The organism is Mesorhizobium sp. BR1-1-2, from assembly GCF_020165435.1.
Lineage (GTDB): Bacteria > Pseudomonadota > Alphaproteobacteria > Rhizobiales > Rhizobiaceae > Mesorhizobium.
In genome coordinates this window covers 472,519-485,677 of sequence record NZ_JAIUID010000006.1, presented here as the reverse complement: position 1 = coordinate 485,677, position 13,159 = coordinate 472,519, and the positions used below count along the sequence as shown (strand labels likewise).

General features: G+C 62.9%; 15 protein-coding genes. 10 read left to right on the top strand and 5 right to left on the bottom strand.

Features of this window, described 5'->3' with window-relative positions; translation table 11 throughout:
• Window positions 1–238: 238 nt before the first annotated feature.
• Entirely contained in the window at window positions 239–1,381 is a 1,143-nt protein-coding gene (locus tag LB551_RS17635) for a hypothetical protein (RefSeq protein ID WP_224659998.1), read from the top strand.
• Between the two features lie 42 nt (window positions 1,382–1,423).
• Here the strand turns inward: LB551_RS17635 and LB551_RS17630 are convergent, their stop codons facing one another.
• The 4 genes from LB551_RS17630 to LB551_RS17615 all read right to left on the bottom strand — a co-directional run bounded on the left by LB551_RS17630 (window position 1,424) and on the right by LB551_RS17615 (window position 3,046).
• Window positions 1,424–1,783 (bottom strand): DUF6074 family protein, encoded by a 360-nt coding sequence (locus LB551_RS17630; RefSeq protein ID WP_224625508.1) that lies wholly within the window; start codon window positions 1,781–1,783, stop codon window positions 1,424–1,426.
• A 44-nt stretch (window positions 1,784–1,827) separates the two neighbouring features.
• Window positions 1,828–2,124 (bottom strand): DUF982 domain-containing protein, encoded by a 297-nt coding sequence (locus LB551_RS17625; RefSeq protein ID WP_224659997.1) that lies wholly within the window; start codon window positions 2,122–2,124, stop codon window positions 1,828–1,830.
• 178 nt (window positions 2,125–2,302) lie between these two features.
• Window positions 2,303–2,539, bottom strand: a complete 237-nt coding sequence (locus LB551_RS17620; RefSeq protein ID WP_224659996.1) for a hypothetical protein — start codon at window positions 2,537–2,539, stop codon at window positions 2,303–2,305.
• A gap of 108 nt (window positions 2,540–2,647) precedes the next feature.
• Window positions 2,648–3,046: a hypothetical protein gene (locus LB551_RS17615; protein WP_224659995.1), complete on the bottom strand. Its 399-nt coding sequence runs from the start codon at window positions 3,044–3,046 to the stop codon at window positions 2,648–2,650.
• Window positions 3,047–3,254: 208 nt separating this feature from the next.
• Here LB551_RS17615 and map point away from each other — a divergent pair, with 208 nt between their 5' ends.
• The 9 genes from map (at window position 3,255) to LB551_RS17570 (ending at window position 12,254) form a co-directional block, all read left to right on the top strand.
• A complete protein-coding gene (gene map / locus LB551_RS17610) occupies window positions 3,255–4,082 on the top strand; it encodes a type I methionyl aminopeptidase (protein WP_224659994.1) in 828 nt (275 codons plus the stop codon).
• A 49-nt stretch (window positions 4,083–4,131) separates the two neighbouring features.
• Entirely contained in the window at window positions 4,132–4,920 is a 789-nt protein-coding gene (radC, locus tag LB551_RS17605) for a RadC family protein (protein WP_411970948.1), read from the top strand.
• Between the two features lie 255 nt (window positions 4,921–5,175).
• Entirely contained in the window at window positions 5,176–6,357 is a 1,182-nt protein-coding gene (locus tag LB551_RS17600; protein ID WP_224659993.1) for a carbohydrate kinase family protein, read from the top strand.
• A gap of 36 nt (window positions 6,358–6,393) precedes the next feature.
• A complete protein-coding gene (locus LB551_RS17595) occupies window positions 6,394–7,170 on the top strand; it encodes a glutamine amidotransferase (RefSeq protein WP_140551489.1) in 777 nt (258 codons plus the stop codon).
• Between the two features lie 27 nt (window positions 7,171–7,197).
• On the top strand, window positions 7,198–7,968 hold the full coding sequence (locus tag LB551_RS17590; RefSeq protein ID WP_140551488.1) for an ATP-binding cassette domain-containing protein: 771 nt from the start codon (window positions 7,198–7,200) through the stop codon (window positions 7,966–7,968).
• A gap of 31 nt (window positions 7,969–7,999) precedes the next feature.
• Window positions 8,000–8,986: an autoinducer 2 ABC transporter substrate-binding protein gene (locus tag LB551_RS17585; protein ID WP_224659992.1), complete on the top strand. Its 987-nt coding sequence runs from the start codon at window positions 8,000–8,002 to the stop codon at window positions 8,984–8,986.
• A gap of 69 nt (window positions 8,987–9,055) precedes the next feature.
• A complete protein-coding gene (locus tag LB551_RS17580) occupies window positions 9,056–9,982 on the top strand; it encodes an ABC transporter permease (protein ID WP_224659991.1) in 927 nt (308 codons plus the stop codon).
• Window positions 9,979–10,935: an ABC transporter permease gene (locus tag LB551_RS17575; protein ID WP_140551486.1), complete on the top strand. Its 957-nt coding sequence runs from the start codon at window positions 9,979–9,981 to the stop codon at window positions 10,933–10,935. Before LB551_RS17580 ends, LB551_RS17575 begins: the two co-directional genes overlap by 4 nt.
• A 2-nt stretch (window positions 10,936–10,937) precedes the next feature.
• A complete protein-coding gene (locus LB551_RS17570; protein WP_224659990.1) occupies window positions 10,938–12,254 on the top strand; it encodes a M20 family metallopeptidase in 1,317 nt (438 codons plus the stop codon).
• A 24-nt stretch (window positions 12,255–12,278) separates the two neighbouring features.
• On the opposite strand, the gene LB551_RS17565 is transcribed toward LB551_RS17570, so the two are convergent.
• Window positions 12,279–13,157, bottom strand: coding sequence for an SMP-30/gluconolactonase/LRE family protein (locus tag LB551_RS17565; protein WP_224659989.1), 879 nt, complete (start codon window positions 13,155–13,157; stop codon window positions 12,279–12,281).
• Window positions 13,158–13,159 lie beyond the last annotated feature (2 nt).

The window sequence follows — 13,159 nt, the reverse complement described above, 5'->3', positions numbered from 1 at the left end:
CATCAACACCTCCCGCAAAGCGAAAAGTGTTACCCATGTGTCCGGTACGTTTCGTCACCTATGTCTCGGGTCGTTCATCGATGTCCCCTTCGCTCCCTTTCGGCGTCAAGAGCTATCGCGCCGAACAGGGTAACACCCCCTTCCGAAACGTCATTTTACGTGTTGACCATTCCGTCGCCTCGACCTTGTCGAGGGCAAGGCTCGATGGTTAAATCGGCCTTTCCAAGGGGGATGCTAGATGGCAGTTCACCTTTCGGCGGAGGATCGAGCGCCGGCGGCGACGCCGCCACAAAGATATCTCTTTGGCCCGCTGGCGGACTTCCTCATGCTTGGCGGCAGCGCATTCCTGATTTTGCCAGCCCTGTTCTTCGTGCCGCTCAAATACGAAGGCGCCGTGGCTGCGGTGATGCTTTTCCTGGCTTATCTGATCAACTATCCACACTTCGCCCACTCCTACCAACTCTTCTATCGCAATTTTGGAAGCAAGGTGTGCGGCGACGGATACGACAGGGGCCTCCAGATCCGCTATATCTTCGCCGGCATTGCCGTTCCCCTGCTCATGGGCGGGTTTTTTGCTTACGGCTCGATAACGGCGAACGCCCGGCTGCTCGGAAACGCAGCCAACGCGATGTTCTTTTTCGTGGGCTGGCACTACGTCAAGCAAGGCTACGGCATGTTGATGGTGGACGCCGTGTTGAAGCGCAGGTTCTTCACCAATCCGGATAAGAAAATCCTGCTGATCAACAGCTATGCCGTATGGCTGTTTGCATGGCTCCAGACGAACACGGCGGTCAGCCAAGCAAAATACTACGGTCTGGAATATTATACGTTTGCCACCCCTGCGTGGCTCAATACGATTGCGCTGTCGGCCGCGGCCGCTTCCACGGCCGCCACCGTTGTGATGCTGATTAATCGCTGGAGTAAAAATGGCGGCAGCCTGCCGTATAACGGCGTCGTCGCTTACAGCGCGTCCCTGTACCTCTGGATCCTGGTTGTAAGAATAAATCCGCTCTGGCTGCTCGTGGTGCCGGCACTCCATTCGCTGCAGTACCTGGCCGTGGTCTGGCGCTATCAAAGCAATGTCGAGCGTGACGGGCCCGATGCAGAAAGGGTTCCGGACTCCAGAATCCTGTCCATTCTTGGTCCGATCTACAGGATGCGTGTCCTAGGGTTCGTCATCGCCGGCGGGATCCTCGGCGGTCTCGGTTTCTGGCTGGTCCCGGCGGCAATGACTGCCTTGATCCCTTACGACAAGGAAGTCCTGGGTTCGTCGCTGTTCTTCTTCATAGTGCTGATCTTCATCAACGTGCACCACTACTTCCTTGATAACGTCATGTGGCGACGCGGCAACCCCGAAGTATCAAAATATCTGTTCCGCTAGCGGTTGGCAGGGAGCGGGATGCAGGGACGCCCGCCAAGCACTTCAGGCGGAAAGAATTGGCATCGGCTCAGTTGCCGCGCCGGTCGATATCTCTTTTTGCACGGCGAAGAAGAACCTGCGCACCTCGTCGCTCGCCGCCGCTCTGTCCCTGCCTGACCTGACGACGAGATCGAACAACTCCGTTGCCTTGGCCCTCCAGAACGAGGTGGCGCTGTCGCCATGCAAACTGTCGAGCCTGGCAGCCACCTCCCGAACCAGGAATGCCTGACGGTCGATTGGGAATGCACGGATTTTTTCTGGGGACATCTTCCGAACCACGAGACTGACGCAACGAATCAACCATTGCCGAACAAGCATGGCGTAGCCGCGAAAGTGGAAACGGAAGCTTAATGGCATCGGCATCGATGCGCCGTTCGGCCACGGGAACGAAAGAGCGCCGCGCCCCCTCAGGCTTGCAGCCCTCTCGCCTGGCCACCGCGCTTGCGCGGTGCCATCATGTCCCGGGCCATCAGCCCGGTCACCCGGCAGAACGCCATGAACGCCCGGCAGGCATCCTCGGTCTTGACCACGTCCACGGTGGCGCCGAAGCAGGCGTTGAAGGCCTTCTGGTAAACCGGACCTTGCCGGCGCAGCGGCCAGTCCTGGAGAAAATCAAGGGCCTGTTCGACGCTGTAGATCTCCTCGACAGGCAGGCCGGGTCCGGGCGCGATACGCACCGGCACCTCGAATTGCAGTCTGTCCATCCGCCATCTCCCGAACTGTCGTCACCAGCGGCAACGCCATCCGTCGTAAAAAGTTGCTTTGACCGGCCGCTACCGCAGGAATGTGGCGTCTCCACGGTCATGGACGTTTTGCCGCAGCCGCCGCAAGCAAGCGCCAAGGCGCTCGACCGTGTCGAACGCGGGCGCCTTGGCGATCCGACTACTGGTTGGCGGGATCGGTCTCCGCATCGAAGGCCATGCGCACCGCTGTAAGCAGCACGAAGGCCGACGGCACAGAGAAAATCGCGCCAAGGACAAGTGCCCCTGTCGTCGAAAGGCCGAGCGTCTCCGTCAGCGCCCAATAGACGGTCCCGATACAGATGAGCGCCTGGACGGAAAGGAAAATGGCGGCGCAGGCCGCGCGTGAAAGGCTCTTGAGTGTCTTGATACGTTGCATGGAAACAATCCGGAAATGACGCGCCACACACCGCTGCGCGACCGAGGCCGCCGCACGGATCGCGACGCGAACAGGAAGTGATTTGGGTGAAGGCGCGGGTGAAACCGCTCAGGCCGGAACCGATGGTGGCGCGCGCGGCTGATTGGCATTCGCCCAAGATGTACGGGCCAACTCGCCAGCAGCGACGATCTCTGCCGGCGGAACCGAAACAAACCAGGAAAAGACGGTGTCCCGGGCCGGCAGGGCCGGATGGCCGCCGGCAAACTTGACCAGAGCCGGCCGGCTGGAACGAACTTCCAGCGCCTGCGCCTTGCCGGTGATGCGCAGCAGCGCCGCCGCTTCGCCGGACCGCTCCACGCCGGCGGTGGCGACATCGGAGGCTGCTCCGGCAAGGACGGGCACCTCCGGCCGGCCAAGGGACAGCATCGCCAGCAGCACCAGGCTCATCAGCAATGAGCAGGCCAACTTCAACGGCGCTTCCGGCAATCTGGCGTGTTTGACCCTCATGAAATCTCCAAAACCTCCCTCGCCCTACCGCACGGTCGATCGAAAGGGAAGGAACGAGCGCGTCAAAGACACCGGGGCGCGCCGAATATCCCTGCCGCATGGTAGCGTCCGGGCAGTTCTTCCTTGAACCTTTTGTCCTCAAGTGCCAAATCTGGGGAGATTTTCACGCCGGCTCCCTTGCGGAGCCACACCGGCAAGACGGACACCAATGGTCACCTATCTCGACGCCGCCACGGCACCGCTCAGAAACACCGGCCAGATTCGCCTCTATGGCGAGGAAGGTTTTGCCGGCATGCGCAAGGCGTGCGATCTCACGGCGCGCTGCCTCGACGAACTGGTGCCGATGGTCGCGCCCGGCGTCACCACCGACACCATCGATCGCTTCGTTTTCGAGTTCGGCATGGATCATGGCGCGCTGCCGGCGACGCTCAACTACCGCGGCTACACCAAGTCTTCCTGCACCTCGATCAACCATGTCGTCTGCCATGGCATCCCCGACAGCAAGCCGCTGAAGGATGGCGATATCGTCAACATCGACGTCACCTACATCCTTGACGGCTGGCACGGCGATTCCTCTCGCATGTACCCCGTCGGCACCATAAAACGCGCTGCTGAACGCCTGCTCGAAGTCACCCACGAATGCCTGATGCGCGGCATTGCCGCGATCAGGCCCGGCGCCCGCACCGGCGCCATTGGCGCCGCCATCCAGACCTATGCCGAGGGCGAGCGCTGTTCGGTGGTGCGCGACTTCTGCGGCCACGGCGTCGGCCAGTTGTTCCACGACGCGCCCAACATCCTGCATTACGGCAGCGCCAATGAGGGCATCGAAATGCGGCCCGGCATGATCTTCACCGTCGAGCCGATGATCAACCTCGGACGGCCGCATGTGAAAGTCCTGTCGGACGGCTGGACGGCGGTGACGCGCGACCGCTCGCTGTCGGCGCAATACGAACACACGATCGGCGTGACCGACACCGGCTGCGAGATCTTCACCCTGTCCCCCAAAAAGCTCGACCGCCCCGGCCTGCCGGCCTAATGTCTCGTCCTGCCGGACCTCGCGGTCAGGAGAGCTGGGGGCAGACAATATGTCAGGTGACGACGACGAGCGCAGTTTCTTTGCAGAAAAGCCTGCGCAGCTTCTCGCGACCATGCACTCTCCTGCGAAAGCCGGGCCTCCCGCGAAGGCCAGGGGGATCGAGGAGAAGCCGCATTATCTCGGCCATCGCGACCGTTTGCGCGAACGCTTCGCCTCGGCAGGTCCGGACGCCCTGCCCGATTACGAGCTTCTGGAACTCCTGCTCTTCCGCCTGATCCCGCGTGCCGACACCAAGCCGGTCGCCAAGGCGCTGCTGGCACGCTTCGGTACGTTGGCCGAGGTGCTTGGCGCGCCCGTCGGCCTCCTCCAGGAGGTCAAGGGCGTGGGCCCGGCGGTAGCGCTCGACCTGAAGGTTATTGCGGCGACGGCCCAGCGCATGGCGCGCAGCGAGGTCCATGGCCGCGAAATCCTCTCCTCCTGGCAGCAACTTCTCGACTATTGCCGGTCAGCCATGGCCTTCGAGGCGCGCGAGCAGTTCCGCATCCTGTTCCTCGACAAAAAGAACACGCTGATTGCCGACGAGGTGCAGCAGACCGGCACCGTTGATCATACGCCCGTCTATCCGCGTGAGGTGGTCAAGCGCGCGCTCGAACTGTCGGCGACGGCAATCATCCTGGTCCACAACCACCCGTCGGGCGATCCTACGCCATCGCGTGCCGATATCGAGATGACCAAGGAGATCATCGACGCGGCCAAGCGGCTGGGCATTTCCGTGCATGACCACATCATCATCGGTCGCAAGGGCTGTTCCAGCATGAAGGGCTTGCTGCTGATCTAGATGATGAGCTCGCCGACATTGCCGGCGTCTGGCCAGGCCGGTCGATCGAATGAAAGCAGCGAATTCGCCGGCACGGTCTTTCGGCTCAAGAATTTGAAAATCGTTCAATTCTGGAACGAACGGCTCCAAAAAGGGTCGCCTTGCGCGATGGGTTTCCAAGAATCCGTGTGAGATTCCTACCTTTTAGAACATAATTCCGTTGAGGGGCGCCATTTCCGTTGATACCGTTTGAAACGCTTCAATTGGAACCTGCCATTGCAACGCAAGCGCCCGACCATAGCGGATGTCGCACGCACCGCCGGTGTCTCCATCGGAACGGTGTCGAACTTCATCAATGGGACTGCGGGCCTGAAGGAGGCCACGCGCGAACGCATCGAAAAGGCGATCGCCACGCTGATGTACCGGCCGAGTTCGTTTGCGCGTTCGCTGCCGGGCCGCGCGCCTCACAGGCCGAAGAATCTCGATCATCTGCCGAGGCTCCTGGTCGCGGGCCGGGTCAGCGTCGACTTTCTCTGCCGCGTGGACGTCCTGCCGCATCGCGACGACCGCATCACAGCCAGCCATATCGAGAAGGCGCTGGGCGGGCCTGCGGCCAATCTCGCGGTTGCCGCCGCCGGTGTCGGGGCGCCCTACGCTCTCGACGTGGAACTGGCGACGGCGGTCGGCGAAGACCCGGAGAGTGACTGGGCGCTCGGCGCGCTTTCCAAACTGGGCGTCCACGCACTGCCGATCCGCAACACGCCCAACAACCGCCTTTCGCAGGCCATCGTGATCATCGAGCGCAATGGCAGCCGCACGATCATCAGCGAACCGTTCGAACTCGGCGAGATCGATCTGACCGCCAATCTGGACATCCAGCCCGAGCCGCGCCCGGCCTGTCTTCACATCGAAGGCTTCCACTACGAAACGATGACCGCTTCCATCGCACGCTTTCATCAGGCCGGCTGGAGGGTGAGCCTGCATTCGGCCGGCCTGCCCAAGAGTGCGCGCACGCCGGAAACCTTCACGCAGATGGTCAGGCATATCGATCTGACCTTCATCAACGATGTGATGATGCGGGAGATTTTCGACTTTCGCTCCAGGATGGCGACGATGATCGAAGAGGTGCGGCTGATGCTGGCACGCATCAAGCCGCGCGGAACGGTCGTGCTCACTCTCGGCGAGTTTGGCGCGGTCGTCTTTCCGGCGAATGGCGGACCGCAGATCGAGGTGCCGGCACTGCCTGTCGACCGCGTCGATGCGACGGGCGCCGGCGACAGCTTCGCCGGCATATTCCTAAGCCTCTGGCTGCATGGTGCGTCGCTTGACGACGCCGCCCGCCATGCGGCGATCGGTGCGAGCCTGACGACCACGGTCGAAGGCGCACAGGGCTACATCGCGGATTTCGCGACTTTGAAGGCTGCCGCCTTGGCGAACAACGCCATGTTGGCAAGCTGAACCAACAACTTACGGGAACCCAGGAGAGTATTGATCATGGCGAAAACAAGAGTGCTTCTGGTCGGCGAGAGCTGGATGAGTTCGGCGACCCACTACAAGGGGTTCGATCAGTTCGGCAGCGTCACCTTTCACCTGGGCGCGACGCCGCTGGTCGATGCTTTGAAGAGCAGCGAATTCGACCTCGACTACATGCCGGCCCATGAAGCCGTCGAAAAGCTGCCCTTCACCATGGAGGGCCTGTCGCAATACAAAGCCATCATCCTCTCCGACATCGGCGCGAACTCGCTGCTGCTTCACCCCGATGTCTGGCTGCACGGCAAGACAGTGCCCAACCGGCTCAAGCTTCTGCGCGACTGGACCCGGGCCGGCGGCGGCCTGGTCATGATCGGTGGTTATTTCTCCTTCCAGGGCATCGACGGCAAGGCGCGCTGGCACCGCACGGCCGTCGAGGAGGCGCTGCCGGTGACCTGCCTTCCCTATGACGACCGGCTCGAGATTCCCGAAGGGTTCCGGCCTGAAATCACCGGCCCCAAGGATCACCCGATCTTTGCCGGCATCGAAGGCGAATGGCCGCTGCTGCTCGGCGCCAACGAGGTCATCGCTCGCGATCGCGATGACGTCGAAATCCTCGCACGGTTGCCGCAGGATCAGGGCGGCCATCCGCTGCTGGTCACCGGCCGCCATGGCCAGGGCCGCACGCTGGCCTGGACGTCGGATATCGGCCCGCATTGGCTGCCCAACAGCTTCGTGGAATGGCCGGGCTATGCGCGTCTTTGGACCAACGTGCTGCGCTGGGTCAGCAAGGCCGTCTAGCCGACCAGCAACCGCCGGGGAACCGCCATGACAGAACCGTTTCTTGTCGCCAGAAATATCGCCAAGCGCTTTGGCGCTCTGACTGCGCTTGCCGATGTCGACCTGGAAATCCGCTCCGGCGAGGTGCTGGCGCTTCTCGGCGACAATGGCGCCGGCAAATCCACCTTCATCAAGATCCTGGCGGGCGCCCATCCACCCAGCGATGGAAAGCTTCTCATCGAGGGCAATCCGGTGGCTTTCTCCTCGCCCAAGGATGCGGCGTCGTCGGGGATCGCGACGATCTTTCAGGAACTGGCGCTCTCGGAAAACCTGTCGATTGCCGAAAACGTCTTTCTCGGCCGCGAATTGAAACGCTCCATTTTGGGTATTCCCTTCCTGAAGCGCAAGGAGATGCGCCAGCGCGTCGATGGTCTGTTGAAAGAGCTCGACGCGCATATTTCCGATCCGGAAGCACCCGTCGGCAGCCTGTCCGGCGGCCAGCGCCAAGCCGTGGCCATCTGCCGGGCGCTCAATCTGAATGCCAAGCTGGTCATCATGGACGAGCCGACGGCGGCCCTTGCCGTCGCCGAGACCCGCAAGGTCCTGGCACTGACGCGGCGGCTTGCCGCGCGCGGCTGCGCCGTCGTTCTCATCAGCCACAACATTTCCGAAGTGTTCGAGGTTGCTGATCGCATCGTGGTGTTCCGGCGCGGCCGCAAGGTGGCGGAGCGGCTGGCGGCCGAGACCAGTCACGAGGAAGTCGTTTCGCTCATAACAGGCGCCCATCCCGACGTGCGGGCGCTTGAAAAATCAAACTGAAATGCACGTCCATTCCAGAGAGGATAAACCGATGCTTTCTCAACTCAAAAAAGCGCTCGCCGTTTCCGCGCTGTCATTCGTGGTCGCCACGGCAGCGCATGCCGCCGACAAACACAAGGTCGCCTTCGTCCCGCAATTGATCGGCATCCCCTACTTCAATGCCATGGAAGCCGGCGGCAATCGCGCCGCCAAGGACCTGGGCGTCGATTTCATTTATTCCGGCCCCGTCGACACCAACCCGGTCGATCAGCTGCAGATCGTGCAGAACCTGATCGACCAGGGGGTCCAGGCGATCTCGGTCAGCGTGCTGGATGCGTCCAGCATCGCGCCCGTCGTCGAGAGCGCCAAGGCCAAGGGCATCAAGCTTTTCACCAGCGACAGCGATGCACCCGACAGCGGCCGTGCGGTCTATGTGGCGCAGGCGACCGACGAAGGGCTCGGCACGACGATCATCGATGAACTGGTCAAGCGCGTCGGCGAGGACGCCACGATCGGCATCGTCTCCGGCGAGGCGACTGCGTCCAATCTCAATGCCTGGATCGGCTACATGCAGAAAGAGGCCTCCGCCAAATATCCGAAGCTGAAACTGCTCGATCCGCAATTTGCCGGCGGCACGGCCGAGCGCGCCGCGCAGATATCAGGCGATCTCATGGCCGCCAATCCCGACATCAAGGCCATCATCGCCGTCGCATCCTCGACCTGTCCGGGCGTCGCCCAGGCCATCGAGACCGCCGGCAAGATCGGCTCCGTCATCGGCACGGGCTACTGCAGCCCGAACACGGCGCGATCATACCTGAAGAGCGGCGCCTTCGGCTTCACCGTGCTGTGGGATCCCGAGCAGCTTGGCTATCTCACGGTCTGGGCCGGCAAGCAGCTGATCGACGGCAAGGCCTTCGAAGCGGAAAACAAGATCGCCGGCCTCGAAAAGCCCGCCACCTATGATGCCGCCAAGGGCATCCTGCTGCTCGGACCGCCGGCGGTCTTCACCAAGGACAATGTCGACAAGTTCAACTTCTGAAGCCTTGGGATGAACACGGTGCGACAGTTTGGAAACGGCGTTTTGGCCATGAATGGGCGGGAGTGGTCCTTGCTTGCCGCCTGTCTCCTGGCGATCGTCATCTTTTCTGTCGCATCGCCCCACTACGCGACGCCAGGCAATGCGGCGACCGTCCTGCGTAACAGCGTCGAACTGCTGCTGATCGGCCTTGGCATGACCTTGCTGCTGGCCATGGGCGGCATCGATGTGTCGATCGGCATCGTCATGGGGCTGGCGGCCATCGCCATCGGCCGCGTGCTCGGTGCCGATGGCAGTCCGGCGCTGGCGATCATTGTCGGACCGCTGGTCGGTGCGCTGCTCGGCTGCGTGACGGCCGCCGTCGTCGTCCTCGGCCGCGTTCCGGCAATCGTGGGAACGTTGGGCCTGCTTGGCGTCTACCGCACCGCCGTCTTTGTCCTTCTCGGCGGGCAGTGGCTCTCGGGCCTGCCCTCGAGCCTCACCAATCTTCTGGCTACTGCCGTGCTCGGCGTTCCGGTCCCGGCCATCGTCATTGCCGTCGCCTATCTGGTCGTTTGGCTGGCGTTGCGGCGAACCCCCTACGGGCCGCACCTGCTGGCGATCGGCAATTCCGAGGAAAAGGCGCGGCTGTCGGGAATCCCCGTGGTCAAGGTGCGCTTCATGACCTTCGTCATCAGCGGCGTCCTGACCGGCATTGCCGCCACGTTCTACGTCGCCACCTACCGCAATGTGGAGATGACGATCGGCAGCACGCTGGCGCTCGATGCCATCGCCGCGGTCATTCTCGGCGGCACGAGCATATTGGGCGGCAGATGCAGCCTGATCGGCACGGTCTTCGGCGTACTGCTTCTGAGAATTCTCCAGAATGGATTGCTCTTGATCGGCGTTCCCTCGCTTTGGCAGCCTGTGGTCACAGGCGTTCTCATCATCGGCGTGCTTGGCTTCGAAGCCGTCTCCAACCGGCTGCCGCTAGCCCAATTCCTGCGAGCCCGCGCATGAACAGGATCCGGAACCTGCAGGGCCCCGCCCTCACCTTGGCTCTGCTGTGCGGTCTCTGGCTGCTCGTCATTGCCGGCCTGCTGGCGCTCAAGCCTTCCGTGTTCAGTCTCGGCACCGTCACCACAATCCTGCAATTCTCGACGATCCTGGCCCTGGTCGGTCTTGGACAGGGCCTGGTCGTCCTGGCTGGCGGCGCGGGCATCGACCTGTCCGTCGGCGGCGCCGTTTCGCTCTCGGCGATCGTTGCCATGCTTTCCCTGAAGCTGGGGTTGCCACCCCTTCTGTTGCCGGTCGTCTGCATCCTGGCCGGCGCCATGCTCGGCGCCTTGAACGGATGGCTGGTGAACGGGCTTGCCCTTCTCCCCTTCATCGCGACGCTCGGAACATTCTTCGTCTATTCCGGCCTGGCGTTGGCGGTCACCGGCGGCGCGGCGCAGTCCGGCGTGCCGGCCTGGCTGCTCGTTTGGGGGCGCGGCGTGGTCATGGGCATCCCGGTGCCTTTTCTTACGCTCGCCGTCCCCTGCTTCGCGCTTGCCGGTCTCGTGCTGCTCTCGACGGCTTGGGGACGCTGGATCTACGCGATGGGCTTCAATGAACGTTCGGCCAAACTGGTCGGCATCCCGGTCGATCGCGTACGCTTCATCCTTTATGTGCTGAGCGGCGCGCTTGCCGGTGCGGCCGGCCTCGTCTCCCTCGCCTGGCTCGGCAGCGGCAGGCCCAATATCGGCCAGAACCTCGAACTGGAATCGCTGACCGCGGCCATGCTGGGAGGCATCGTCATCACTGGCGGGCGCGGTGGCGTCGGTGGCGTGTTCGCGGCCGTCCTGCTGCTGGTCACGCTGAAGACCGGCCTTCTGCAATTGAACATCAACACGGTCTGGCAGGTGGGGATTGTCGGCGCCCTTCTGGTTTTCGTGCTCCTCGCCGACCGACTTTCCCAACGTTGGAGATAAAAATGCCTTCCATGGAAGAGACCATCGCCGCGCGCGTCGAGGCGGCCGCCGAGCGCATCGTCAGGACACTGAGCGATCTCGTCGCCTTTCCTTCGATCGTGAAATCCAATCCCAAAGAGGCTGGCCCTGGCGAGCGTGATTGCCAGCTCTATCTGCAAAAGCGCATCGAAGCGCTCGGCTTCGCGACCGATCTCTGGGATCCGGACGGCCCGGCGCTCTACGAAAAATACAAGGGACGCGCCGGCGCCAACAAGGGCAGGACCTTCGAGGGCAGGCCCAATCTCGGCGGTGTTTTGAAGGGCACGGGCGGCGGACGATCCATCATGCTGACCGGCCATATCGACGTCGTCCCGCCGGGTGCCGCCGGCCACTGGATCACCGATCCCTTCCAGCCTGTCCTGAAGGATGGATTCCTGCACGGTCGCGGCACGGTCGACATGAAGGGCGGCGTCGCCTGCATGCTGATGGCCGTCGAGATCCTGAAGGAACTCGATGTTCCCCTGTCCGGAGACGTCGTCTTCACCACTGTCGTCGACGAGGAAATCGGCGGCATGGGGTCGCTCGCCATGGTCGATCGCGGCTTTCGCGCCGACGCCGGGATCATGACCGAACCAACGGCGAACAGGATCGCACCGCTTTGTCATGGCATTCTGTGGGGGAAGATCATCATCGACGGCATAGGCGGGCACGCGGAACTGACGCCGAACGCCTGGTATTCGAGCGGCCCGGTCGACGCCATCCAGCTCTGCCGGCAGATCCTCGACGGCATCGATATCCTAAACCGGCGCTGGATGTTCGATCCCAGGAAGAACCACCCGCTGATGGACCTGCCCAACCAGATCATCGTCACCCAGATCAATGCCGGAGAACACCCGTCCTCCATGGCGGGACGCGGCGAGATCATCATCGACGCACAGTACCTGCCCAGCGAGCATGACGAGTTCAGGCTTGGCGGCAACGTCAAACGCGAAATCGAAGAGCATATCGCCAATGTCTGCCAGGCGGATCCTTATCTGCGAAAGCACCCTGCCCGTGTCGAATGGATCCTCGATGCCGATTGCGCCGAGATCCCGTCGGACAACCCCTTTGTCGGCCTGTTCCAGGAGGCCGTCAAAGCAGCCGACCTGTCGCCGGCCCTGAGCGGCTTCGGCGCGCACAGCGACATCGGCCTGCCGACCGGCCTCGGCAACACCCCGACCGTCAACTTCGGTCCTGGCGATCCGGCGCAGGCGCATCAGCCGAACGAGCGCGTTTCGGTGCGCGATCTCGTCGATTGCACGAAGGCGATTGCGATTGCGGTCGAGAAATGGTGCCGCTAGCAGGCCACAGGCCCGAGCGGCAGATCACCCGCCAAAGCGCGGTTCGGGAACGCCGGTCACGCCAAGGCCGGTGATGGCGAACAGGCTGCCGCGCAGGACACCGTCGCCGGGAAAGCGTGGCAGCGGCGGCTTGGCCATCGAGGTGACGTAGAGCGTGTCGAGCTTCGGCCCGCCGAACATGACACTGGTGATCTTTTTCACCGGCATGTCGATGATGCGGTCGACGCTGCCGTCCGGCGCATAGCGCACCAGCTTTCCGTCATAGACCAGCGCGTTCCACAGATAGCCCTGGGCATCGACGGTCGAGCCGTCGGCGGCGCCACCGCGGCTGGTGTCGACGCGCACGAAGGTGCGGCGGTTGGTGGCCGCACCGGTCTCGATGTCGTAATCATAGGCCCAGATCTCGCCGGTCCAGGTGTCGGCGAAATAGAAGGTGCGGTCGTCGGGGCTCCAGCATGGACCGTTGGAGCAGATGATGCCGGAATCGATCCTGGTGACGGAAAAATCCGGGTCGAGCCGATAGAGACCGCCGGACGGCCCCTCCTCCATCGTGTCCATCGAGCCGGCGAAGAAGCGGCCGCGCCGGTCGACCTTGCCGTCGTTGAGACGGTTCATCGGCTTGTCCGGCTCCGGATCATGGATCAGCGTCACCTCGCCGGTGGCGAAATCGAGCAGATGGAAACCGCGCTGCAACGAGACGACAGCGCCGCGGCCATCCTTGCGCAGCGCCATCGAGCCGATCTTCATCGGCACGTCCCAGCAGCGGATCTCGCGCCCGTCGGCGGTCGCGCGGAAGACGCGCCCGTCGAAACTGTCGATCCAGTAGAGACGCTCCTGTTCGACGTCCCAGAGCGGTCCCTCGCCCAGCGTGGTCTTCACGTCCACCACGACTTCGATCTTCATGC

Coding starts and splice junctions, on each gene's coding strand:
- LB551_RS17620 (WP_224659996.1), bottom strand. CDS start 2,539: ATGCAACGTATCAAGACACTCAAGAGCCTTTCACGCGCGGCCTGCGCC.
- LB551_RS17590 (WP_140551488.1), top strand. CDS start 7,198: ATGACAGAACCGTTTCTTGTCGCCAGAAATATCGCCAAGCGCTTTGGC.
- LB551_RS17635 (WP_224659998.1), top strand. CDS start 239: ATGGCAGTTCACCTTTCGGCGGAGGATCGAGCGCCGGCGGCGACGCCG.
- LB551_RS17585 (WP_224659992.1), top strand. CDS start 8,000: ATGCTTTCTCAACTCAAAAAAGCGCTCGCCGTTTCCGCGCTGTCATTC.
- LB551_RS17630 (WP_224625508.1), bottom strand. CDS start 1,783: ATGCCGATGCCATTAAGCTTCCGTTTCCACTTTCGCGGCTACGCCATG.
- LB551_RS17565 (WP_224659989.1), bottom strand. CDS start 13,157: ATGAAGATCGAAGTCGTGGTGGACGTGAAGACCACGCTGGGCGAGGGA.
- LB551_RS17615 (WP_224659995.1), bottom strand. CDS start 3,046: ATGAGGGTCAAACACGCCAGATTGCCGGAAGCGCCGTTGAAGTTGGCC.
- LB551_RS17625 (WP_224659997.1), bottom strand. CDS start 2,124: ATGGACAGACTGCAATTCGAGGTGCCGGTGCGTATCGCGCCCGGACCC.
- map (WP_224659994.1), top strand. CDS start 3,255: ATGGTCACCTATCTCGACGCCGCCACGGCACCGCTCAGAAACACCGGC.
- radC (WP_411970948.1), top strand. CDS start 4,132: ATGTCAGGTGACGACGACGAGCGCAGTTTCTTTGCAGAAAAGCCTGCG.
- LB551_RS17575 (WP_140551486.1), top strand. CDS start 9,979: ATGAACAGGATCCGGAACCTGCAGGGCCCCGCCCTCACCTTGGCTCTG.
- LB551_RS17595 (WP_140551489.1), top strand. CDS start 6,394: ATGGCGAAAACAAGAGTGCTTCTGGTCGGCGAGAGCTGGATGAGTTCG.
- LB551_RS17570 (WP_224659990.1), top strand. CDS start 10,938: ATGCCTTCCATGGAAGAGACCATCGCCGCGCGCGTCGAGGCGGCCGCC.